This is a genomic window from Flectobacillus major DSM 103, assembly GCF_000427405.1.
In the GTDB taxonomy this organism is placed as follows: domain Bacteria; phylum Bacteroidota; class Bacteroidia; order Cytophagales; family Spirosomataceae; genus Flectobacillus; species Flectobacillus major.
The window spans coordinates 275,621-298,690 of the sequence record NZ_KE386491.1 but is presented as its reverse complement, the minus strand read 5'-3'; the positions used below and the strand labels follow the sequence as shown (position 1 = coordinate 298,690).

The following is a 23,070-nucleotide window of genomic DNA, read 5'->3' as shown; positions in this document are numbered from 1 at the left end:
GCATGTATTACCTTTCCATTATTTAGGTAAATATAATCTTTAAATACTTATATTTTGACCCTACTTGTCCGTCCTAATCAGGGCAAATCATGCTACAAAGAAAAGGGTTTGCGATACTTGGATTTGCTCAGGAATAAATATGAGTAAGGTCTTTGATTTGTCTGATGGAAATCATGTAGAAGTTCGTAAAAATAGCTGAATTTTGTTTCAGATAACAGCGGAATATTTTTCTATAAAACACTGAAAATGAGAATATTCTTCATTTTAAAATCCTTACTTTAAAATAATAATTAATCTGTACCCAACATAAAAAACAGTCACAACCATGAGCAACAAAAAACATATTACAGAATTACATAGTGAAATTAACGAGTGGAAAAGTAAAGTAGATTTTGTAAAAGATGAGTTAAAAACCTTTCAGGGGCAATTAGCAACGGTATCGGCACAAAACACAGCACAAGAAATTAAAATTAAGGTAGGGCATTTTGAGAGTGTATTTATCCGACAAGACGAAGTAAACGACGAGTTGTCGCATGAATTAAGGATATCGGATAATGCTTTGGGTGAAAAAGTAAAAGGAAACCCCGCAGGCGACAGAGTGTTGTTTGACGACCACAGCGATTTAAGAGATAAGATTGTTGTATTTGAAAAAATCTGGCAAGAAAATAAAGATGAATTCAAAAGATTTTTAGCCGAAACATTATAATAAACCACTAATTCGGGATATGAGCAAATACCCTAGCTTATTATATTCCACATAACCTACCTAGCCGCTATTTACTACAAAAAGAAAGTCACCCCTAAACTAAGGGTGACTTTGCTGTATAAACCTCTTTAAACTTCTCAATCAAAAAATCTTTATCATTATCAACTCCGATTAGTCTTTACGTTTCTTTTGGTAAGTTTCGTACTGTTCGGGAGTTAAGATGGCTTTCATATCATTGTCCTTGTCGACTTTCATTTTCTGCATTTTTTCACGAATCTTAACGCGTACTTCGTCTGAAGGGGGCATTGTTCCATTATTGGTTGCTTTTTTGATTTCTTCAAATAAATCAAACCGTTGAAACGCATATTTAATGTTTAGGTCTTCGACCTTGGGTAATTGTTCTTCGGATAACTTCAACTTTTTGGTCATCCAGCGAGTATCTTCTTCAGCAATTTTTTCGGGGTCCATTCCGTCGTCTCTACGACGAGTTTCGCCTTGGCCAGCCTGAGGAATACCACCTCGATTACCAAAACCACCTTGGCGACCATAGCCACCGCCATAACCATACTGAGCAAGAGAATCGAAGGATACAGTGAGTATTCCTAAACACAAGAAAGCAAATAAAATACGTTGAGCAGACTTTGACATACTTTTTAGTGATTATTGCTTTTTGACAGTAACAAAAATAGAGAGAGACATTCAATTTTTACATACTATGCGACAAAACACTTTAAAAAGAAGACTAAAAGCCTCTTTTTGGGGAATTTCTTTGATATTATGCAAAATTCTATACTCTATTTTGAGATTATTGCAAAAAGAAATGGTTTTAGTAAATAAACGGATAATAGAAGAGAGGCTACCCAACTACCTGCCGAATAACCTCTACAATCCTCTGTAAAATTACAATAATCATTCGTTAAATCTAGCAAAAAGACTTGAATTAAAGTGGCTTATTGATATGAAAACACCCGAAAAAACAGTAAATAAGCTCTTTTCTATAAAAATAGAGGGATTGTTTTTTCAAACAACCCCTCTCTAATATTAAAGGCATAAATACCTAAATATTCACATTTAGTATCTATTATGGATTAGCTTTATCCCAGTTTACTTCTGCCACAGGTCTTTCTAATTGTTCTAGTACCTTCATACCTGCAACAGGCAAGTATATCTCAGCAATTTTTCCATAGCGACGCATGTCTACCAAACGGTGACCTTCGTACCACAGCGAATATAAACGTTCATGCAACACAGCATTGATTAAGTCAGCCTGTGACGTTCCACCTTTGTAAGCTCCAAGGCCAGCACCAGCACGAATAATATTGAGGTAAGCAACAGCATCTGAGCTTCTGTTTTGCTGGGCTGCAATTTCGGCAGCAATCAAAATAAGTTCTTCGTTACGAATAATAGCTACCGACTGGTCAAGAGCCGTATACATATTAAAAATGTACTTGGTTGTATAGGTTACACCCGAGCTATATTCAGCAGGACTTGCCAATAGTCTTACCTTAGAAGCCACACGCTTGTCGCCTGCTTCGGCATCTGTTACAAGTTTTTCTGGAGCTACCACACGAACAGACGAAGTGTTCAATAATGGGTTACCAATATCTGGCGAAGTAGCATTAAAGGCATGTTTAGGGCCAAGGTTAAAATCAGCATTGGCATCCAAAAATGTTTGAGGCAACAAAGCGGCGGCTCCTGCCCAATCTTTTTGGTAAATAGCCACTCGTAAAGCAATCGCACGATTGAATTTTTTGAACGTTGCAGGCGTATTGAATCCTGCATAAGACGCTGGTAATACAAAAGGGAATGCTGTTCCTGCTGCATCTAGCTGTGTAGCACCATCGTCCAAGAATTTTTTGATACCTGCCAATGATTCAGTATAAGTAGCAAATTTACTTGGTTTCAAGGGGTCTTCTACGTTGAGACGTACTCCGTTGTTGTACTGTACATTAAGCTGATACAAATAGGCAAGGCCTTTGAAAGTATTGGCAAGGCCTCGGTAAGCATTTTTTTGTTGCTCAGTTACCGAAGTAGTCTTATCCAAAGATGCAATCAAAGCATTGGCCTGACGCACTGGAGCTCCAAATGCCGTAGTAGCACCATTATAAAAAGCAGAGTTGTCGATAGGACGTAAGCCATTTAGCTCAGTCATCCAGCGAGACTCCGTAGTATTAAAATTGAATAATTCTTTACCCAACGTACCAATTACTTGCAAATACGTTGCCAAGCCATCACGTGCACGAGCTACCTGACCAACGGCCAGGGCATCTAGTTGAGCTTTACTAGCATTATTTTGTACAGATGCAAGGCTAGGACTGTTTGGGTCAATAACTTCGGTGGTTTCTAGCACACTGCAAGAGGACACACCCGCCATTAGCATGGTTGCCGCCCAATATATTTTAAACTTGTATGTTTTCATCTTCTTGAAAATAAATTTGAGAAAAATGGATACTGAATAAGTAGTTTGGTCAAATACCTCAACTACTAAAAGTCAACAGTGATGTGGAACATCATACGACGAATACCTGGCGACGACCCAAGGTCAACACCACCACCTAATGCCTGACTACCAAAGTTTGAGCTTTCAGGGTCATAACCCGCTTTGTAGTTAGTCCAGGTAATAACGTTATTACCCGAAACCCCCACTTTGATGTTCTCTACAACTCCAGCAAAAGCCTTTTTAATAGTGGCTTTAGGAATTCTATAGTATAAAGCCACTTCACGCAAACGCAAATAGCTTACCAATGAAGGGTTATAACCTTCTTGTCCAACACCATTTACATTTTGACGAGCAATACCATTAGGCACTACATTCGAGCCTGTTGCAGGTTTACCGTCGCTTCCTAATCCTAAGCTTGTGCTATTCCAGTCGGAAGTATTCCCTCCTTCATCCCACAATACACGTGACAAACTCACGATAGTGTAGTCTTTTTTCCAGTGAAATAACGCCGAGAATTCAAAGTTTTTTAAGAAAGTAATCTTGTTATCAAACGACATTTCGAATTTTGGTTGTTGGTCACCATAAGATGTCCAAGACGTAGGGTCAGCAGGGTCTGTACGAGGCTGCCCAACAATTTCGGTTGGAGAATAATAAACCCCATTTGAAGGGCCTTTTACACGCCATTGACCAAAAGTTGCCCCAAAACCACCTGTCAAACGCTCAGGAATTTCGAGACGTGTAATTTTTGAGCGGTTATACCAATACATTGGGCGGAAAAACCAAGTGAAATTTTCTCTTCTGATGATGTCAGCTCCTAATGAAATTTCCATACCAACGTTTTCTAAGTCGGCCAAGTTGGTTTGAATAGAAGTCAAACCCGTAGTTGGTGCCAAAGTAAGTGGTTGAATCAAGTCGAATACTTTCTTTTTATACAAAGTAAATTCGCCTGTAACACGGTTGTTGAACAAACCAAAATCAAGCCCACCCTCCAATTCTGTTGCTGTTTCAGGTTTGATTTTGGCGTTACCACCTGTTGTACTTAATACCAAGCCACCTTGTCCACCAGTACCTACAGTAAGCAATTGGTTGAATGGAATACCCCAGTTAGGTACACCCCCTGTTTCGCCATAAGCTAAACGGAATTTTAATTGATTGATAGCGTCTACTTTGAAGAAATCAAATTTAGATACATTAACAGCCACCGAACCTCTTGGGAAAGCATAGTATTTGTCAAACTCACCATTGAGCGTAGATTTATCGAAACGGATACCTCCTGCCACAATTACTTGGTCGTTGAAGTTTACTTCTTGTTGGGCAAAAATACCAATATCTTTATTTTTTTGGTATTCAGGAATAGACGACACTACTTTAGCGGCACCAGGGTTTGAAATACCTGCTGGCAAGCCAGTACCACGTGTATAAGTTAAACGCACATCTTTTGAAAGACTCACTACACCCGCTGAAGTGGTTAAATTTAATTTTGAATTCATCAATGATTTGGTAAAAACCCCAGCCACTTGCCAGTTGGTATTGGTTACCTCTGTACGAGTATCCTGAGCAAAGCCTGGGTTAGCTTCTGCACGTTGCGATTGTAAATCAGAAGGTAGATAAATCGTAGCAAAACCGTTTTGGTAATCCAAACCACCATTAAATTTCACTGTCAATGAAGTGCTTTCTCTATTCAACAAGCGAAGGTTCACATTAAAACCTTGAAGTAATCTATTTACTTTTTGGTTATTGACAGCACGGTCTCTAATAGCCAAAGGATTTTCACCAACACTTGCTTGGTTGTCTGGATAATTACCATTGGCATCTGGATACAAATTAATATAAGGACGTGTGTATGCCAAGCTATAACCGTAGTTTACGTTAGAGTTGTCGTTACCTGTCCAACCTCTGTCGTTGTTTGAGAATATATAGTTGGTACTAATACCAAAATCAAGCCATTTGGTAATTTTGTGGTCGATATTGGCACGAACAGAAGCTCGGGTAAATCCTGTATTTTTGATAATACCTGTTTCATCAGATAAACTACCATTTACATAAAACTTTGTTTTATCGTCGCCACCAGTCAAGCTCAAACGTGAGTTTCTGATGATTCCTTTTCCACCATAAATTTCCTTTTCATAATTATAATACTTCCCCGAAGCTTTGGCGGCTTCTAACAATGGTACATCGGCTGCACTAAAATAGTTGGTTAGTTTTTCGGCTGTCCAATCGGCACCGCCATAAAAACGCCATGCTTCAGAATAGCCAAGGTCTTGGCCAAATGAAATTTTGGTTTTTCCTCCTTTGCCACGCTTAGTCGTAATAATTACTACCCCAGCATTGGCACGAGTACCATAAATAGCGGCCGCAGAAGCACCTTTCAATACTTCAATATTTTCTATATCGTCGGGGTTTAAGTCGGCCAAACGGTTGGCGTTGTTATCTTGTGGGCTCGACGACGACCCTCCAGTAGCCTTATTGGCTTGTGAGCGACCATTCGAGAACTGGCTGTTGTCGATATATACACCATCAACAATAAACAAAGGCTGTGCAGCCGATGCCCCCAAGGTAGAAACCCCACGCATCTGCATAGAAAAACCACCACCTGGCACAGACGAGTTTGACTGGATATTTACCCCTGTCATTTTACCGTACAAAGCTCCATCGGTTGTAATTGGCGAAGTTGTACCAGTGAGTTGAGAACCCGAAATCGTAGAAACAGCATTGGCAAGATTAGAACGCTTGACACTCGTGGCAAGCCCCGTAACTACTACTTCAGAAAGTTGATTGACATTTTCAAAGAGAGATGCATTGACAACAGAACGATTACCAATTTTGATTTCTTGTGTAGAATATCCAACAAAGCTTATGATCAAAACAGCATTGTCGGCGGCATTTACCTTAAAGACCCCAGCACCATCAGAAGTAGTACCTTTGGTTGTGCCTTTCACAGCAATACTTACACCTGGTAAGGGAGAACCGTCTTTTCCATCAGTGACTTTACCTGTCACCACTTTGTCTTGGGCAAAAGTAAGCCCACAGTGTCCTATTACCAACAGGACAGTTAGCAGTAAAAATTTTCTCATGTGAATTTTAGAAAAGGTTAATAAATAAAAGTGGAATTTGGCTTTTGACCAATTTCTCTATTGTAATTAACTAAAAATACAAAATATTGTTTACTTTCTAATTCTTTGATAAAAAAAATGTTTCTAAATGCTTATTTGTTATACCAAAGAAAAGTCTAAATTTATAACGACTATGTACAATACACAAGTGAAATATTTTGCAAAAAACATATTTTTACAAAATAAATATTGTATAATTAGAAAATAAGGGTAATTTTATTTGGAATAATTATCTTATTTTAGAACAATTAAGCATTTATACCTAAGAACGAATTCACTCTTTCTTTTGAACAAAAACAATTTTTCAACTTAATCCTAGAACTTATGCTGAGTCGAGTTGCAAATTCTATTTATTGGATGAACCGGTACATTGAGCGTGCCGATAACTATGCCCGTTTTATTTCTGTAAACTTCAACTTGGCCTTAGATCTGCCTCCTGATGTGCCTGAACAATGGGAGCCTTTGATTATTGCAACCGCAGATCATTTTATTTTTCAAGAGCATTACGACGAGCCTACCCGTGAAAACATTCTGCACTTTATGGCTTTCGATGTACGCAATCCCAACTCGATTTTGTCGTGCTTAATGAATGCTCGTGAAAATGCAAGAACCATTCGGGAGAGTATCTCTAAAGAAATGTGGGAGTATGTAAATCAGATTTACTGGACAGTAAAAAATGCGGTACATGAAAGTAAATCGTGGGAACTTTCACAGTATCAAGGCTTTTTGGAAAATATTAAAACAGGAAGCCAATTATTTTATGGGATTGTAGACTCTACAATTACTCGTGGCGAGGGCTGGCATTTTGGGCGGTTGGGCAGGCTCTTGGAAAGAGCCGACAAAACAACCCGCTTTTTGGATGTAAAATACTTTACGCTTTTACCGGGTGTTGAGGCTGTGGGCTCGCCCCTCGACCTAATGCTTTGGTCGGCGGTATTACGTTCGGTAAGTGCTTATAATATGTTTCGTCAGCAATACCCCGTCATGAACCCTACTAGTATCGTAGAATTTTTGCTGTTAGACAAAAAATTCCCTCGTTCGGTAATGCACTGTTTGCGTCAGGCCGAGCTATCGCTTTACGAAGTTTCGGGTTCACCTATTACTAATAGCTATTCTAATTTAGCAGAAAAAGCATTAAGTAAGCTGCGTTCGGAGGTTGAGTTTACAGAAATTGATGATATTTTTGATAAAGGGTTACATCAATATCTCGACGACTTTCAAACAAAAAACAATGGCGTAGGAAGAGCTATTTTTAATACTTATTTTGATTTAAAACCTGTTGTTAGTGAATAATACTTAATAGTATTAGTGCTTAGTGTTCAGCTTTTTTTATCTTTGCATTGAAACATAATCACTAAACATTGATAGGCAGGCGATTGTAGTATATTAAGAATTCGTTGTTAACCCCAAAAGCCACCTACTTCGTATTAAACACCCATAAATTTGCAAATGACATATTGCTTAGGAATTAAAGTTCGTGGAGGACTTATAGCCATTGCTGATACTCGTATTACGGCGGGTACAGAGGTATATTCAAACAAAAAGGTATCTGTGCATGAAGTAGGAAAGCATTCGTTGTTTATTATGACAGCGGGGCTTCGTTCTGTTCGTGACAAATCTATTACCTATTTCAATCGTTTGACCGAAGAACAAGGTGTTACTTTCGATTATATGTACGAGGCTGTTAATGCCTTTGGCGATATGCTCCGAAAAGTAGCCAAAGAGGATAAGGAAATGTTGAAATCGGAAGGATACCACTTCAACTTACACTCTATTATTGGCGGCCAGATGGCCAAAGATGATGAGCATAAATTGTATTTGGTGTTTCCTGAAGGTAACTGGATTGAAATCAACGAAGGCTTGCGTTATCAAATTATTGGTAACTCTAATTATGGAAAACCCTTGCTAAACCGTAGCTTAACTTACGAAACTCCACTTGAAGAGGCCTTAAAATTGGGTTTCTTGTCGTTTGATGCTACACAAGTAAGTGCCAGCGACGTTGACTATCCGATTGATGTAATTGTGTATCAAAACAATAGCTTTCACCTAATCGAACACCGATTGGGTAAAGAAGAAATGGATTTAGTAACCAAACAGTGGAACGCATTACTCAAAGAATCAGTTGATAAATTATCTGACGATTGGGTTCAAACCATACTCGAAAAATCTGTGCTAACTACAGCATAAGCTATTTTTTGATTAGCATTGGCATTTGCTCTTAAAAGAGTAAAATACTGGGGAAATTTTCTTTTCTCTTGTGTTTTACTCTTTTATAGCTAAATACCCTACTATTCCTCAGCATTAGTATATCAACAAACAAAGTTATGAATATCGAAATTGTCCATGAGTTGCTTTACGATTACACAGGCGAAGTTTGGCTTGAACCGCATTATTTGTATATGCACCCCAAGCTGGGGCCTTATCTGAAAGCCAATAGCTACTCGCTTGATATAAGCCCTACCCCAGACTTTGTATCGAAAAATATCGATTCGGCCGATAATATTCAACAAATTGCTTTTTTTAGCAAGAAAACTAACCATTTGCATATCAAGGCGGTTTCTCAAATAGAAATCACAGAATATAATCCCTATTCGTTTATTTATCACCCCTTTGAATCAAGTAAGCTTCCTATCAAATACGCTGGCGATTTGCATGATTCTTTGCAGGCGTATTTGGGTAGAACGGGCGTTACTACTTTGGTAGACCAAACTGCTCGGCAAATTGCTGCCAGTGTCAACTGGGATACCAACAGCTTTTTGTCAGAACTTAATACATTTATTCATGGCTTTGCCTACGAAATCCGTGAAGAAGGAGCCCCTTATTCGCCCGAAATAACACTTTTAGAAAGAAGAGGCTCGTGCCGAGACTATAGTGTATTGTTTATGGCTATGTGCCGCTCGCTGGGTATTGCAGCCAAATTTGTGAGTGGCTACTACTTTAGCGACCCTTCACAACCTCAATATTTGCACGCTTGGGTCAATGTCTATTTGCCTGGTGGTGGCTGGCGAGGTTATGACCCTACCCAAAACTGTTTGGTGTCGGGACGGCATATTCCTTTGGCAGCGTCGGCTTTGCCTGCATTGGTATCTCCTATTCATGGGGCGTTTAGAGGTAGTGCCCAAAGTATTTTTCATGCCCATGTTTCGCTACGTCGCCTCGACGAGCCTGTCAATGAAGTTTAATTTTACATAATAGTCTTGGGTTTTTAAATTTAATCTCAAAACTCAGCACTTTCAACTAGCTTATTATATATTTTGTACACTTACTTAATTAGTAAAATTTCATTCTGTTATTGATTATGCAAGAATATATTTACGTCAACGGTAGTTTTGAAAAAGCCGAAGAAGCTCGTATTCATGTAACTGACTTAGCGTTGTTGCGAGGTTATGGTATTTTTGACTTTTTTAGGGCTATTGAGGGAAAACCGATTTTTATCGAAGACCACCTCGACCGCTTTGAAAATTCGGCTCGACTCATGGGCTTACCTATTCCTGAATCACGAGAAAAACTTCGGGAAATCATTTTAGAAACGATTCGTTTGAACCCTTATCCTCTTTTGGGTATTAAAATGATTCTTACGGGTGGGTATTCGCCCGATGGCTACACGCCTACACAACCCTCAAACCTTGTTGTAATAGGTAAACCTTTTGAGTTTAAAGACCCTCATAAAGGACTCAAATTGCTGAGTATGAATTACAAACGAGAAATTCCTGAAATTAAAACGCTTAGTTATATTGTACCGATTCGGGCTATTCCACAAATGAAAGCCGCACAAGCCGACGATCTGTTGTACCATCATGAAGGAATTGTGTCGGAATCGTCAAGAAGTAATATCTTTATTGTCAAAAACAATATCATCGTAACTCCCAAAGAAGGTGCGTTATTTGGTATTACCCGTAAACACGTGATTCAATTGGCTTCGCAGCACTTTGAGGTTCAGGAAAGAGATGTATCTCTCCAAGAATACCTCGAAGCCGATGAAGTATTTACAACAGGAAGTACCAAAAGGATTGTAGCTATTAGCCAAACAGATGACACGGTTTTTAATCAAGGACAAATCGGCCCTGTGACAAAACAGCTCCAAAATTTGTTCTTACAATACGAACAACAAAGCTGATATAAATTTGATAGAGAAAGTAGCATTGCTTTCTCTATCAATATACTAGAATGGACAGTAAATCTTTAGAAATAACCCTAAATGCCAAACAAATCAATCCCACAGCAATGCGATTGTTGGTATTGGATTTTTTGCTACAGCAAAATGCAGCCGTTTCGCTAACTATTTTAGAAAAGGAGTTTGAACATTCTGACCGAATTACGCTTTATCGTACCCTCAAAACTTTTGAGAAAAAAGGACTTATCCATAGTGTCAACGACGGACATTCTACCAAATACGCCATTTGCTCGGATAGCTGTCATGAAAATGCCCACACTGATACCCACCTTCATTTTTATTGCACAGCCTGCCAGAATACCTTTTGTTTACCCAAAATTTCTATTCCAGTGGTCGATATTCCTCACAACTTCCAGCTTGAAGAACTAAGCGTAATGGCTCGTGGTATTTGCGAAAATTGTCGCTCATAAAACATTGCAATAGCATTGCATAGTCTAGGTTGATACTTTTGTTGTATCACTCAAAAATCAACATAGACATGGCACATCATCATACCAACAAAGGACTTTCGATAGCCTTTTGGCTCAATACCAGCTTTGCTTTTATCGAGTTATTAGGTGGCATTTATACCAATTCAACAGCTATTTTAACCGATGCTTTTCATGACCTTGGCGATAGCTTGGCCATTGGTACAGGCATTTATTTGGAAAAAATATCTCTGAAAAGCCGCAATAGCACTTTTTCATTTGGATACAAACGCTTTTCGCTTTTATCGGCATTAGTATTATCTACTTTTTTGTTGGTCGGAGCTATATTGATGCTTATCAATGCTATCGAAAAACTATTCAATCCTAGCGTCGTAGATAGTAAGGGAATGTTTGTTTTGGCCATTATTGGCATTATTATCAATGGTTTGGCATTTTGGAGAGTACAAAAAAATGAAGGCCATCATCATTCGCATCACCATACCGGCCACTCACATAGCCATACTCATAGCCACAATAGCCAAGCCATTATGCTTCATCTTTTAGAGGATGTTTTGGGATGGGTTGCTATTTTGATTGGCTCAATTGTGATTTATTACACTCATTTTTATTGGATAGACCCTCTCCTTTCTATTGCTATTGCAATATTTATCGGTTACAATGCTATTGGTAATTTGAGGGTAACAATGATGATTTTTTTGGAAGCAGTACCCAATTCTGTTCCTCAAGAACAATTGAAAAACCAGATTTTGGATATTGATGGTATCAAAAGCCTACATGATTTACATATTTGGGGGTTGAATGAAAGCTTTAATATCTTGACTGTTCATCTTGTTATAGACAATACCCAAGCTCATAACCATAGCTTTTTACGACAACAAGTTATATCGGTATTATCTAGCTATAATGTTCAGCATCCAACTATACAATTTGAAAATGAAGGAGAAATATGCCCTTGGCTTCACTGTTAAACCTTTTTTGGGGAATTCTCCCGAACATAGTAGTTGCCGTGCAGTTGGGCGAATAGTTTTCCCAAAATTTACGATTTAGCTAATTTATTGCTTATTTGTGGGCTAAATCTTCATCAAACCCTTCATTTTTTATGAAAAAACAGTTTTTATTTATTTTTTCATTACTATATGCAGGAAGTACTTTTGGGCAAAATCCGTTAGTACTTCGCCAACCAAGTATCAACAACGATGGCTCGGTTGTGGCATTCTCTTATCAAGGCGACATCTGGACAGTACCAAGTACAGGAGGTAATGCAACCCGACTCACAATTCACGAAGCCTACGAAAGTAATCCTATTTTTAGCCCCGATGGCAAACAAATCGCTTTCTCTGGCAGTCGATTTGGCAACAACGACATTTTTGTTATGCCAACAACTGGCGGATTGCCCAAGCGTCTTACCTTTCATTCTAACCAAGATAATATTGCTAGCTGGACTCAACCCGACAAAATATTGTTTTCGACAAGCCGTGAGTTCAAACAAATAGAACGACCGTTAGAAGTTTATGCTATTTCGCCCAAAGGTGGTACTGAGTCTCGTATTTTGGATGCTGTAGGTTTTGAGCCAACCCTTTCGCCCGATGGCCGTTTTATGGCTCTTGTGCGTGGCGACATCAACCCTGTAGCTCGACAAGCTTACACTGGTAGCTCGAATCGTGAGATTTGGATTTATGATACCAAAAATAAGACTTACAACAAGTTGGCCTTGTTTGAAACCAACGATATTGTACCTCAGTGGGGCAAAAATGGCCTTCTCTATTTTTTGAGTAGTATTGATGGTGCTTATAATTTATATCAAATCAAGATCTCAAACGAAGGAAAAGCGGAGGGTTCTCCTAAAAAGCTCACACAATTCAAGGATGAATCTATTCGACATTTTAGTATTTCGGCCGATGGCAATAGCATCGTTTTTGAAAAAGAAATGGGCTTGTTTACTTACAATACCAACAATGGCTCTATCAAACAAATCCCTGTAAATATCAATGCCGACGAGCGTTTTGATGCTTCCGAACAAAAAACATTTACCACGGGCTTAGAAGAATACAAGGTGTCGCCAAATGGCAAATTGGTAGCCTATACCCTTCGTGGCGAGATTTTTATCAAAGAAGCTGACAAAGAAAAAGCAAAAAGTATTAATCTTTCACAACATGCTTTTCGTGATATAGAACCCGCTTGGCTTAATGACTCTACTTTATTGTTTACAAGCGACCGTGCCAATGGCAACTTCGACTTATATTTGGTCAATTCTGCCGACCAAAACGAACGTAATATCTTTAAGTCGTTGAAGCATAAAACTGTACAACTTACCCAAACAGCCGAAGATGAAACTTCGCCTATGGTATCGTTCGACGGCAAAAAAATTGCTTATGTACGAGGAAAAGGCACATTTGTAATTGCCGATATTAGTGCCGATGGCAAACTAAGCAACGAAAAGATATTGAATGATAGCTGGAACAAGCCTTCGGATATAGCTTGGAGTCCCGACAATAAATATGTAGCGTATAGTCTTTCTGATTTGTATTTCAATCAAGAGGTATATATCAGTCCTGCCGATAACTCAAGCAAACCAGTCAACGTTTCGATGCACCCACGTGGCGACGGTAATCCATTCTGGAGTGCCGATGGCTCAAAATTGGGTTTTGTATCGCAAAGAAGCTCGGCTCGTAGTGCCGATATTTGGTTTGTGTGGCTAAAGAAAGAAGATTGGGAAAAAGAAACCCAAGATTGGCAAGAAAAAGATGCTCCTGCCGAAAGTAGTACAAAGGCCGACAAAAAAGAAAAAGGGCCAAAGGCTATTCAAATCGACTTTGACCGTATTCATGAACGAGTAGTTCAAGTAACAAACTTCCCCGGCAACGAAACAGAATTTGTTATCAGCAAAGACGGTGACACTTTTTATTATACAACCAGCAGTAGCACTGCCAAAGGTAGAGATTTGTATAGTATTAAATGGGATGGCAAAGAATTAAAAGAAATTACCAAAGGAGGAAGCAACCCAAGCAACTTAACCTTAGACAAAGAGGGTAAATATATTTACTATACCCGCCAAGGGGGTTTGGTACGTGTAGATACAAAATCGGGGGTTTCTGAAAGTTTGCCTTATGCAGCCAAGATGAAAATTGACTATCTCGCTGAACGTACTCAGGTTTTTGAAGAAGCATGGAGAACCATCCGTGACGGCTTTTATGACCCTCAATTTCATGGAAACAACTGGGTAAAACTACATGATAAATACAAAGAGCGTTGTATTAATGCCAGTACATCTAATGATTTCAGAGATATGTTTAATCTATTGTTGGGCGAGCTGAACGCTAGTCACATGGGATTAACGGCTCCTGACCGTTCAGAAACACAAAAAGAAACAACAGGTTTACTCGGTACAGAGCTTGTCCCAGCAGCCAACGGCATGAAGGTTTCGCACGTTGTACCCGAAACCCCAGCCACTAAATCTAAAAGCCTGATTAACGAAGGAGATGTAATAGTAGCCGTAAATGGACAAAATGTAGAAGCATCTGAAAACTTTTATGGAATGTTGAATGGCTTGGCCAACGAAAAAGTGGTACTAACCATAAATGATGCTTCAGGAAAAAGCCGTGAAGTAGTGATTCGCCTAACACCAAGTATTAGTAGCAACTTGTACGACGAATGGGTGGCAGGTAGAAAAAAACTGGTAGACCAATTTTCGAAAGGACGCTTAGGTTATATTCATATCAAGAGTATGGACTTCCCTAGCTTTGAAGTGGTAGAGCGTGAGTTTATAGCCGCAGGATATGGCAAAGAAGGTCTTTTGATAGATGTTCGTTATAATGGTGGTGGGTCTACAACCGACTATCTGATGACAATCCTCAATTATAAGCAACACGCCTATACAATTCCACGAGGGGCAAGCAATGATTTGGAAAAAGACAAAAAGAAATTTAGAGATTATTATCCTATTGGCGAACGCTTGGTTTATTCGGCATGGACAAAACCCTCTATTGCCCTTTGCAACGAAGGTAGCTACTCGAATGCCGAAATTTTCTCGCATGCTTACAAATCACTTGGTATTGGTAAATTGGTGGGCTTACCAACCAACGGTTCTGTAATTTCGACAGGTGGTAAAACCTTAATGGACGGCTCGTTTGTACGTTTGCCAGGTCGAGGATGGTACACAAAAGCTACCGATAAAAACCAAGAATTAGGAGCAGCTATTCCAGACATTTTGGTAGAAAATACTCCAGATTGGATTTCAAAAGGAACAGACCAGCAGTTGAAAGTAGCTGTAGAAACGCTTCTAAAAGAAATCGACGCTAAAAAATAAATACCTTAGTAAAGGTGCTAGAGTCTGAAACTCTTTTTGCATGATTACGTATAATCATACAAAAATAGGCAGCATTGTGGTAAACCAAATACTTTTGACGTTTTGGGAAACTGCATTGCTGCTTATTTTTTGAGGGCTTAATAAATAAATTTGCTATTTATAAGTGACTTAATCTAAATTTTTCCGTATTTAAGGTAATATTTCATACTTAATCAAATTACTTAATTAAGAAATCATGGGTTTAATGTCATTTTTTAAGGGTGTTGGCGAAAAAGTTTTTGGTAGCCATGCCGAAGTAGAACCTGCTAAAGCCGCTGCAGTAGAACCATTAAGAGCGAGTGCTCTTTTGGCACACATCAAACAATTAGGTTTACCTTACAATTCATTAACAGTAAAAACCTCAGCCGATACCGTAACCATTATTGGTGAAGTAACAAAACAAGAAGATGCTGAAAAAATAGCCTTAGCTGTTGGTAATGTTGAAGGTGTAAAGGTTGTTGATAACCAACTTACAGTTGCCGAGCCAGCTCCAGAAGCCCAATACCATGAAGTAGTAAAAGGCGATACGCTTTCCAAAATTGCTCAACATTATTATGGCGACATGATGAAATACCCTGTTATTTTTGAAGCCAATAAACCTATGTTGAAAGACCCTAATTTGATTTATCCTGGTCAACAACTACGTATTCCTGCTTTGTAATTAACTTACAAGCTGAAGTTGTAGATTCCTGTAGTAACCCACTGGTACACGCATAAAAAGAGGCAGCCTCCAATCAGGGGCTGCCTCTAAACTTCTATACCTACATATAGAAGTATTCACTACACTTCATCCTATTTCACATCCCAGAAAATCTTAGCATCTCTTGTGTCTTTAGCAGCCACAGCACTATAATTAGGGTTGAAAGTTCTTTCTCTACCCGGATATGTCAAACGATTGGGAGGCAAGTTAAAGCCTGCTGAATTGTCTGGAACAAAAGTTAGCTGAGGGTATTTGGTTCTACGCAATTCAGACCAAGCCTGAACCGATTGCATAAAGCCAAATTGTACCCACTTTTGTGTCCAAATCAAAGCCAATTTTTGTGCCGACGACCCAGCATATTTAGCTGTTGAATTATTAACAAAATTGCTGATTTCGGTAGCCGAAGGAGCAGCTACTTTTGGAGCAGTGCTATTACTGATACTATTCAAATAATAAAAATAGTTTACCGAATGCGTAAGTCCCTTGTTATAGGCAGCCATTGCATCGGCCGTATTGCCCCATCTTTCCAAAGCCTCCGCTTTCAAGAAATGGGTTTCAGCAGAAGTAAAAATCACACCTGGAATTTTGCTATTGTATACAAAAGTAGCTGAGTCCAATACAGCATATTTACCATTTCCGATATTAGTGGCTTGGTCATTTGAATTCAAATCCAATGGCAACGAATAATAGTCAGCATTCGGAATCCATTTTCCATTAGCACCCTGTACCCCCGACTTATCATAAATCACGGCAATACGTGGGTCGTTGGCAGGTTTCAATACTTTTTCCAACAAATACGACGCTCCGAGGTGGTTGTTCGACTCATAGAAAGCATTACGTAAATTGTCGATATAAGTTGTTACAGGATTCAACAAAGCATTTTGTGCACTTTCCTCCAATAATGGATACTGAGTTGGGTTGTTCAACATTTCCATTACTTCAGCTTTTGCTTTAGCTTCGTCAACAAACGAAATTCTCATCAAAGCTCGCAAACGTAATGAGTTGGCCAAACGTCTCCATTTTGAAACATCCCCCTGAAAAATAAGGTCTTGTTTTTTGAAAGAGCTTGCCGTTGTTGAGCTAAGATTTGCTGTACCAAAATAAGTAGCGGCATCTTTCAAACCAGCTATAACACTGTAATAAACCTCTTTGGCATCGTCAAATTTTGGCGAAACAATAGAACCGTTCAGATTCAATTGGCCAGCTTGGCTAAATGGAATATCACCCCATAAATCAACCATCTGAGCTGTTTGTTCGTAAAAAGCAACTTTCGAGGCATTCAAGAATACATCAGCATTTTGCTTTTCAGCAGCCGATAGTGTAGCATATTGCTTTTCGATTTCACGATAATGAGCCAACGGACCACTTCCGTTGCCGTTAGTTGTGTAATAATCGCCCCAGCGTTGTTCAGTATATTGTGCTTGCTCACGATAAATGTATTTATCGTTGGTAAACGAAATAGCTTGCGAAAACACCCCTGCATGCGTCAATGAAAATGTACGCATATCCCAGTATTTTGGATAGATTCTATCGTTGTTCAGAATTTGAGTAAAAAACTTCTCGATAGAAGGAGCAGTAGTTTGTTCTGGGTTAAGGTACAAATCAGATAATTGATCCTTACAGCTAGTCAAACCACCAACAATAGCAATAATGCTACTTATCTTTATTAATGTCTTTTTCATTTGAATTAAATTTAAAATTCCTTGTTGCTGATGAGATAACCTAGAAGCTCGCGTGTAGAGACACCCCAAAACTACGAGTTGCAGCAGTCGAGCCTTCGTCGATACCTTGTCTATTCCAACTTGTTCCAATTGGAGCTTCAGGATCTAAATTTTTCAAAGTGCGGTAGATATAGAATAAGTTTCTACCAATCAACGACACTCTGATATTTTGTAAACGAAGTTTTTGAGCAATGGCATTTGGCAATGTATAAGACAATACAGCCTCTCTTACTTTTAAGTAACTGTTGTTATATACCGAACCGTTTTCGTACCAGCCTGTAGAGCCCCAAGTATAAGTATTGATATAGTATGAAGCAGCATCAATTACCTTGGTATTCTTTTCGCCTGTAGTAGTTACACCATCCAGCAATACACCATCGTGGTATACTTTAGCACCGTTTGGAGCTGAAGCCGTGTGGCTCGACAACAATACGTTGTTACCTTTGCTATCTACATAATATGGCAAACCTCCGTTGGCTTCGTCACGATATTTCATAGTGCTTTCAAACATACCTGCACCTGTTGCATACAACAATGGGTTCGATACCAATTGACCACCAATACGGTAATCCATGTTGATGTCCATTGTAAAACCTTTGTAGCTAAATGAGTTCAAGAAACCACCCACTACTTTTGGCATTACGTTACCCACTTTTTTGTAATCAGAAGTCAATGTGTACAATCCATCGTCAGAGATAATAAAGTTACCTTTGGCATCTGTAGCTCTTACGTGTGTATAGATATTACCTAAATAATCGCCTTCGTCAGCTACAATTTTCAGAGCAGACTGGTCAGAATCATACGCTACTAACTGAGGAATACCCGCTGCTAGTTTGTGTACTTTTGTTCTGTTGATAGCCATGTTTACACGTGTATTCCAGCTAAAATCTTTTGTTTTTACTGGCGTTGCATAAATCGACGCCTCCCAACCAAACGAACGAAGCTCACCTACGTTGGCCAATACCGAGCTAGCTCCTGTACTGGTAGGAACAGAGGTTTGTAAAATTTGGTCTTTGATACGGCTATTGTAATAAGTAAGGTCGACACCTAATTTATTTTTGAATAATTTGGTTTCTAAACCAAACTCTGATTCATATTTCTGTTCTGGCTTGATATAATCGTTACCGTAGCTACTGCTTGCTCTTAGAGCTGGTACTGGACCATTGGCAGTTTGTAAGATTGTTTGAGAATACGTAGTGTTAGCTACATACAATGGAGGTGCGTTACCTACTACACCATACGATGCACGAACTTTACCGTAGTTGAAAAACGATGGCATTTGGAAAGCATCAGAGAATACAAAACCCGAGTTTACCGAAGTATAGAAATAGCTATTATTGCCTGCTGGCAAAGTTGAAGAATATTCCTGACGAGCAGTACCTTCTACAAACAACATATTTTTATATGCAGCATTTACTGTACCCAAATAGGCGTATTTCATCAATTCTCTACGTGAAGCACTAGCACTCAAAACGTTAGTAGAGTTGTTCATACTAAACCAGTTTTCGATAACCAAACCACCATTTGTACCTACCGATTGGTCGTAGTATTTTTCTTGACGACCTTGAATACCACCACTAGCTGTAACGTCTAAGTCGTTGTTTACCTTTTTGTTGTAAGTCAACATTGCATCGCCATATACAATTGAATAACGGCCATTTGCTACACGGTATTCGCCAGTGCTATTGCCACTGTTAAACAAGGTTGGGTATTCGTTGTATTTTTTGATTTCAGTACCCAAGCTTGTAAAGTCATTACCACCACGACCTCTCAATGAAAACGCATCCGAGATTTTGTAGGTTAGGGTAACACTGCTCAACAAACGGTCTTGGTTTTCGTCCTCGCTATTTCTCAAGGCATTCCAAAGCAAGTCCATGATGTCGCCACCACGAATATTGTATTTGATAGCTTCTTCAGGATTTCTTTGTGGGTTGTTGTAAGTTACATACTTATAACCTTGCGAAGTTTGGTATTTATTCAAAAAGTTATTCATATCCTCGGCACGGCTAAAGAAACCACCGTAGTTAGCTGTTACACGGTTGATTTGCTCTGGGCGGTTATGTACTTTCGAGTTGATATAACTTACCACAACATCGGCAGTTAAACGATTGCTCAATTTTACAGAAGAGTTCAAATTGAAAGTATTACGTTTCAAGTTGCTTCCACGCATAATACCTGCATAGTCGGTACCAGTATAAGAAAAACGGTACGACATCTTATCAGTAGCATTTGAGAATGCGGCATTTACAGTTGAGTTATACCCTTTTTGATAAAAATCATTAAAGTTGTTTGGTTTTGCAGTATAAGCCTGCATAGTACCATCCCACCACGAAAGCATCTGTCCATCCATTTTTGGGCCAAACTGAGCATAAGCACGGTAGTTTACACGTTTAGAGCCATCTGCTCCAATAATAAAACCATCTTCGTTTGCACCTACAGATAGGTTGGTAGCACGGTCATAACCTGGGCCATACACATTTTGGTATTGTGGTGTAAAGGCTACTCTTTCCTGATTGAAGGTATAGTTCAACTCCACACCTAATCCCTTGCCTTTTATACCCGATTTTGTAGTAATAACGATTACACCGTTTGATGCCTCCGAGCCGTAAAGAGCCGTTGCCGAAGCACCTTTCAATACTGTTAGGCCAGCAATATCGGCAGGGTTAATATCTAAAATACCGTTACCACGAATTTTTTGGTCGTCCCAATACCCACCGTTATTCAACCCGCCAGCTCCAGCTTGGTTAAAGTCACGAATTACGATACCGTCGACTACATAAAGTGGCTGTGTGTTGTAATTCAGCGAGTTGATACCACGTACCTGTACGTTTACCGCACTGGTAGCTCCACCCGGAGCTGTTGTGATTTTAACCCCAGCTACTTTACCGTACAAAGCCGAGCCAAAGTTGGTATTACCCGAAGCTGTGATTTCTTTACTCGAAATAGTACCTACCGAATACCCTAAAGCCTTTTGTTCTCTTTTGATACCCAAGGCTGTTACTACAACTTCGTCCAAGTTTTGTGAAGTAGATTCTAATACCACATCGATTGTCGAGCGGCCACCGACTTCAATTTCCTTGGCTGCAAAGCCTAATGACTGAAAAATCAATACGGCACTTTTACCAACCGAAATAGTGTAGTTACCTGAAGCATCGGTAACAGTACCCTTGGTAGTACCTTTTACCAGAATACTTACCCCTGCTAGGGCTGATTGGTTACTGTCAACAACTTTTCCTTTTACAGGCTGCTGGGCCGAAACCACCTGCCATGAAAAAAAGAGTAAAGCTGTAAATAAGATTGTAAAAATTCTTTTACATGCGTTCATTTTAAAGAAGATTACTGTGAAAAATTTAAAATAGAAAATTTGAGTAGCTAACTAGCTGATGAAAGTGTGAAATTAAGGTGGAATACACCTAAGTTTAAAGGTTTGCATTGTTGATAGTTAGTAAGACTTTGAAGTAAAAAAGTATATCATCAGACCAATCAGTAACATAGTACCGAAATGCTCATTTTTGATTTACTGGCACCAAGTTAATAAAAAAAATTATTAAATAATCTTTATTATTAAATAATATTAATAATGTGATATTGGGAAAAAATACTCAATAAACTTGAAATTATTTTATTTAAAAATTGAAAATAACTATTAAAACCCTTATTTTCTATTTATTAAAGTTCTAAAAATAAGAATCATACCAAATACATATTAATAAAAAAAATTATTATGTACTCATTTATTCTGCATTTGGCTTAAACAGCCAAATAAATCATAACTATTAGGTAGTTTATCAAAAAAAGGATTGAAAAGGCAAAAGAAAAAAAGGAGAAGTACTCAAATAGGGAGATAAAAAAACACGGTAATGCTTTTGAAGCACTACCGTGAAACGAAATAAATCAAAATTATATAACAAAAGAGTCTATTCGGCCTGTAATTTGAATACCCAAGCTGGTTGATTAGTCAAATTTTGGCGTACTTTTTCAGGAATGATAATACTGATACCATCAGCAACTTCTTTTCCTTTTAAGGCTTTTGATTCACCTAAAATACGAATAATACCTTTTTTACCTACACTCTTAAAAGGCAATACAAGCGTAGCTGGCAATGTTTTTTCGTCTTCTTTGGCTAAATAGGTAATATATGTAGCCTTACCTTTCTGGGTAAATGCCCATTGAGCCTGACGATACGGTGCCGCTGGCTTAGTTTCATAAATCGACTCACCGTTTACAGTCATCCATTTACCTATCTCTTCCATACGATTATACACATCGTTATCCCAAGTTCCTTCAGGGCTTGGCCCTACGTTCAGCAATAAATTACCGTTTTTAGCTACAATATCTACCAATGTATGAATTAATTGACGAGTAGATTTGTATTGGTCATTATGTGCATACGACCAACTTCCGCCCATTGTCATACAAGTTTCCCAAGGAATAGGCATATAATGGTCAGGGATTTGTTGTTCGGGAGTAACATAGTTTTCGTATTCGCCCGATACCGTACGGTCTACCACCAATAAACCTGGTTGATTTTTGCGACCCATTGCAGCTATACGAGGCATATCAATATCTTGGTTATAAGGAATTGTTTTTTGCCAGCTAATAGTAGGGTCGATTGATTCAAAAGGACGAACCCACCCCCCATCGAGCCACAGAATATCCATTTTACCATATTGAGTCATCAATTCTTCAATTTGATTATAGGTAAAGTCTTTGAACTGTTGCCATTTTTCTGGATATTTTTTAGGGTCATAGTTTACGTTTCGGTCTTTGGGTGGAAAATAAGGCCACCAATAAGAAGGCGTATTCCAGTCGGGTTTAGAAAAGTAAGCCCCTACCATAAAATCTTTTTTGCGAAAAGCATCAAATACTTCTTTGGCGATATTGCTTTTAGGATTACTTGCAAAAGGCGACTTGGCATCAGTAACTTTGTAGTTCGTATATTTTGAATCAAACATACAAAAGCCATCGTGATGTTTGGTTGTAAAAACCACATACTTCATCCCTGCTTTTTGGGCAGCATCAGCCCATTTTTCTGGTGTAAACTGTGTTGGGTTGAAAGTGGTTTGTAAGTTTTCGTAAGCCTTTTTGTATTCGTACCAGTTGCTCGACGATTCGCCACGACGCTCGCACCAGCCTTCATCTTCTGGACACAACGACCACGATTCTACAATTCCCCACTTGCTATACGTTCCCCAGTGCATCAACAAACCAAATTTTATATCTTGCCATTTATTAAGTTTTTGTTTTACTAGCTCATCTTTTGGCCATACATATTTGTCATGGTTTTGTTCTGAGTGCTGTTGGGCGTTGGACTTACTCCAAAGCATACTTGCTAATAAGCCAAGCAATAGTGCTTTTTTCTTCATTGTAAATTAATTTTGAGTTTTTATAGAAAATTGCTTTTGGGCAATATGCCGTCGATAGTAAAACGGCAATAGCCTAT

The 23,070-nt window shown here is 38.8% G+C and carries 15 protein-coding genes; 9 read left to right on the top strand and 6 right to left on the bottom strand.

Going from position 1 to position 23,070, the window contains the following annotated elements:
• Positions 1-325 precede the first annotated feature (325 nt).
• Positions 326-706 (top strand): hypothetical protein, encoded by a 381-nt coding sequence (locus tag FLEMA_RS0103165; protein WP_026994210.1) that lies wholly within the window; start codon positions 326-328, stop codon positions 704-706.
• Between the two features lie 171 nt (positions 707-877).
• On the opposite strand, the gene FLEMA_RS0103160 is transcribed toward FLEMA_RS0103165, so the two are convergent.
• The 3 genes from FLEMA_RS0103160 to FLEMA_RS0103150 form a co-directional block, all read right to left on the bottom strand.
• Positions 878-1,354 (bottom strand): DUF4890 domain-containing protein, encoded by a 477-nt coding sequence (locus FLEMA_RS0103160; RefSeq protein WP_026994209.1) that lies wholly within the window; start codon positions 1,352-1,354, stop codon positions 878-880.
• A gap of 433 nt (positions 1,355-1,787) precedes the next feature.
• Positions 1,788-3,125 carry a RagB/SusD family nutrient uptake outer membrane protein gene (locus FLEMA_RS0103155; protein ID WP_026994208.1) on the bottom strand — a complete coding sequence of 446 codons (1,338 nt, stop codon included), beginning with the start codon at positions 3,123-3,125 and terminating at the stop codon, positions 1,788-1,790.
• A 65-nt stretch (positions 3,126-3,190) separates the two neighbouring features.
• Entirely contained in the window at positions 3,191-6,220 is a 3,030-nt protein-coding gene (locus FLEMA_RS0103150) for a SusC/RagA family TonB-linked outer membrane protein (protein ID WP_026994207.1), read from the bottom strand.
• A 363-nt stretch (positions 6,221-6,583) separates the two neighbouring features.
• Between FLEMA_RS0103150 and FLEMA_RS0103145 the strand changes: the two genes are divergently transcribed.
• The 8 genes from FLEMA_RS0103145 to lysM all read left to right on the top strand — a co-directional run bounded on the left by FLEMA_RS0103145 (position 6,584) and on the right by lysM (position 15,867).
• Positions 6,584-7,552, top strand: coding sequence for an alpha-E domain-containing protein (locus FLEMA_RS0103145; protein WP_026994206.1), 969 nt, complete (start codon positions 6,584-6,586; stop codon positions 7,550-7,552).
• A gap of 156 nt (positions 7,553-7,708) precedes the next feature.
• Positions 7,709-8,446: a proteasome-type protease gene (locus FLEMA_RS0103140; RefSeq protein ID WP_026994205.1), complete on the top strand. Its 738-nt coding sequence runs from the start codon at positions 7,709-7,711 to the stop codon at positions 8,444-8,446.
• Positions 8,447-8,583: 137 nt separating this feature from the next.
• A complete protein-coding gene (locus FLEMA_RS0103135) occupies positions 8,584-9,441 on the top strand; it encodes a transglutaminase family protein (RefSeq protein WP_026994204.1) in 858 nt (285 codons plus the stop codon).
• A 116-nt stretch (positions 9,442-9,557) separates the two neighbouring features.
• On the top strand, positions 9,558-10,376 hold the full coding sequence (locus FLEMA_RS0103130; RefSeq protein WP_026994203.1) for an aminotransferase class IV: 819 nt from the start codon (positions 9,558-9,560) through the stop codon (positions 10,374-10,376).
• Positions 10,377-10,426: 50 nt separating this feature from the next.
• On the top strand, positions 10,427-10,843 hold the full coding sequence (locus FLEMA_RS0103125; RefSeq protein WP_026994202.1) for a Fur family transcriptional regulator: 417 nt from the start codon (positions 10,427-10,429) through the stop codon (positions 10,841-10,843).
• Positions 10,844-10,911: 68 nt separating this feature from the next.
• Entirely contained in the window at positions 10,912-11,829 is a 918-nt protein-coding gene (locus FLEMA_RS0103120; RefSeq protein ID WP_044170698.1) for a cation diffusion facilitator family transporter, read from the top strand.
• A gap of 131 nt (positions 11,830-11,960) precedes the next feature.
• The gene (locus tag FLEMA_RS0103115) at positions 11,961-15,167 is read left to right on the top strand and encodes a S41 family peptidase (RefSeq protein WP_026994200.1); all 3,207 of its coding nucleotides are present in this window, start codon (positions 11,961-11,963) and stop codon (positions 15,165-15,167) included.
• A 235-nt stretch (positions 15,168-15,402) separates the two neighbouring features.
• Positions 15,403-15,867 carry a peptidoglycan-binding protein LysM gene (lysM, locus tag FLEMA_RS0103110; protein ID WP_026994199.1) on the top strand — a complete coding sequence of 155 codons (465 nt, stop codon included), beginning with the start codon at positions 15,403-15,405 and terminating at the stop codon, positions 15,865-15,867.
• 131 nt (positions 15,868-15,998) lie between these two features.
• Here lysM and FLEMA_RS0103105 read toward each other — a convergent pair whose 3' ends face one another.
• The 3 genes from FLEMA_RS0103105 to FLEMA_RS0103095 form a co-directional block, all read right to left on the bottom strand.
• Positions 15,999-17,588 (bottom strand): SusD/RagB family nutrient-binding outer membrane lipoprotein, encoded by a 1,590-nt coding sequence (locus tag FLEMA_RS0103105; RefSeq protein ID WP_026994198.1) that lies wholly within the window; start codon positions 17,586-17,588, stop codon positions 15,999-16,001.
• A gap of 40 nt (positions 17,589-17,628) precedes the next feature.
• Positions 17,629-20,952, bottom strand: coding sequence for a SusC/RagA family TonB-linked outer membrane protein (locus FLEMA_RS0103100; protein WP_026994197.1), 3,324 nt, complete (start codon positions 20,950-20,952; stop codon positions 17,629-17,631).
• Between the two features lie 592 nt (positions 20,953-21,544).
• A complete protein-coding gene (locus FLEMA_RS0103095; RefSeq protein WP_026994196.1) occupies positions 21,545-22,993 on the bottom strand; it encodes an alpha-L-fucosidase in 1,449 nt (482 codons plus the stop codon).
• Positions 22,994-23,070 lie beyond the last annotated feature (77 nt).

Coding starts and splice junctions, on each gene's coding strand:
- FLEMA_RS0103140 (WP_026994205.1), top strand. CDS start 7,709: ATGACATATTGCTTAGGAATTAAAGTTCGTGGAGGACTTATAGCCATT.
- FLEMA_RS0103130 (WP_026994203.1), top strand. CDS start 9,558: ATGCAAGAATATATTTACGTCAACGGTAGTTTTGAAAAAGCCGAAGAA.
- FLEMA_RS0103100 (WP_026994197.1), bottom strand. CDS start 20,952: ATGAACGCATGTAAAAGAATTTTTACAATCTTATTTACAGCTTTACTC.
- FLEMA_RS0103095 (WP_026994196.1), bottom strand. CDS start 22,993: ATGAAGAAAAAAGCACTATTGCTTGGCTTATTAGCAAGTATGCTTTGG.
- FLEMA_RS0103115 (WP_026994200.1), top strand. CDS start 11,961: ATGAAAAAACAGTTTTTATTTATTTTTTCATTACTATATGCAGGAAGT.
- FLEMA_RS0103165 (WP_026994210.1), top strand. CDS start 326: ATGAGCAACAAAAAACATATTACAGAATTACATAGTGAAATTAACGAG.
- FLEMA_RS0103125 (WP_026994202.1), top strand. CDS start 10,427: ATGGACAGTAAATCTTTAGAAATAACCCTAAATGCCAAACAAATCAAT.
- FLEMA_RS0103160 (WP_026994209.1), bottom strand. CDS start 1,354: ATGTCAAAGTCTGCTCAACGTATTTTATTTGCTTTCTTGTGTTTAGGA.
- FLEMA_RS0103155 (WP_026994208.1), bottom strand. CDS start 3,125: ATGAAAACATACAAGTTTAAAATATATTGGGCGGCAACCATGCTAATG.
- FLEMA_RS0103135 (WP_026994204.1), top strand. CDS start 8,584: ATGAATATCGAAATTGTCCATGAGTTGCTTTACGATTACACAGGCGAA.
- FLEMA_RS0103150 (WP_026994207.1), bottom strand. CDS start 6,220: ATGAGAAAATTTTTACTGCTAACTGTCCTGTTGGTAATAGGACACTGT.
- FLEMA_RS0103120 (WP_044170698.1), top strand. CDS start 10,912: ATGGCACATCATCATACCAACAAAGGACTTTCGATAGCCTTTTGGCTC.
- FLEMA_RS0103145 (WP_026994206.1), top strand. CDS start 6,584: ATGCTGAGTCGAGTTGCAAATTCTATTTATTGGATGAACCGGTACATT.
- FLEMA_RS0103105 (WP_026994198.1), bottom strand. CDS start 17,588: ATGAAAAAGACATTAATAAAGATAAGTAGCATTATTGCTATTGTTGGT.
- lysM (WP_026994199.1), top strand. CDS start 15,403: ATGGGTTTAATGTCATTTTTTAAGGGTGTTGGCGAAAAAGTTTTTGGT.